Raw genomic sequence first — 454 nt, 5'->3', positions numbered from 1 at the left:
CGGCCAGTCCGCGCTGGTCTCGCTGGATGCCCACAGCGGCGCGCTGAAGGCGCTGGTGGGTGGCTTCAGCTTCTCCGGCAACAAGTTCAACCGCGCCACCCAGGCCCGCCGCCAGCCGGGTTCGAGCTTCAAGCCATTCGTCTACGCAGCCGCCTTCGACAAGGGCTACAACCCGGCCTCGATCGTGCTCGACGCCCCGGTCGTGTTCCGCGACCGCCGCGGCAAGACCTGGGCCCCGCAGAACGACGGCGGCGGCTTCCGCGGCCCGATGCGTCTGCGCGAAGCGCTGGTGCAGTCACGCAACCTGGTGTCGGTGCGCCTGCTCGATGGCATGGGCGTGGACTACGCACGCAAGTACATCAGCGAGTTTGGCTTTGCCGAATCGGAGCTGCCGCCGAACCTGTCGATGTCGCTGGGCACCGCCTCGCTGACCCCGCTGTCGGTGGCGCGCGGC

Annotated in this window: 1 protein-coding gene; it reads left to right on the top strand. The window is 69.4% G+C overall.

The genetic code is table 11. From position 1 onward, the window contains the following. Window positions 1-454 (top strand): penicillin-binding transpeptidase domain-containing protein (locus tag NQ014_RS10810; RefSeq protein ID WP_257075339.1); only part of this gene is annotated, 454 nt, incomplete at both ends.

Source organism: Corynebacterium sp. 5QC2CO, assembly GCF_024580435.1.
Classification (GTDB): domain Bacteria; phylum Actinomycetota; class Actinomycetes; order Mycobacteriales; family Mycobacteriaceae; genus Corynebacterium; species Corynebacterium jeikeium_D.
Note: the sequence above shows the minus strand (reverse complement) of the source record. Positions and strands in the feature narration are given on the sequence as shown.